The sequence below is a fragment of the Vogesella mureinivorans genome (assembly GCF_007644035.1).
Taxonomy (GTDB): Bacteria; Pseudomonadota; Gammaproteobacteria; order Burkholderiales; family Chromobacteriaceae; genus Vogesella; species Vogesella mureinivorans.
Genome location: NZ_VMTV02000591.1, coordinates 1 through 273, shown reverse-complemented (window position 1 = coordinate 273; position 273 = coordinate 1). Strand labels below are relative to the sequence as shown.

The window sequence follows — 273 nt, the reverse complement described above, 5'->3', positions numbered from 1 at the left end:
GCTGCTACCTGCGCCAGGTGGGGTTGATTCAGCTGATGGCGCAGATGGGTAGCTTTGTGCCCGCCAAGGGGGCGCGGCTGGGGGTGTGCGATCGCATTTTCACCCGCGTCGGTGCCGTTGACGACCTCGCTAGCGGCCAATCCACCTTCATGGTTGAGATGAATGAGACTGCGAATATTTTGAACCACGCCACGCCCAGATCCCTGGTGCTGCTGGATGAAATTGGCCGGGGCACCGCCACCTTCGACGGCCTCTCCATCGCCTGGGCCGTAG

Annotated in this window: 1 protein-coding gene; it reads left to right on the top strand. The window is 62.3% G+C overall.

All coding sequences use genetic code 11. The features are described from left to right. A partial coding sequence (locus FLQ44_RS25625; protein ID WP_500692551.1) for a MutS-related protein occupies positions 1-273 on the top strand: 273 nt, incomplete at both ends.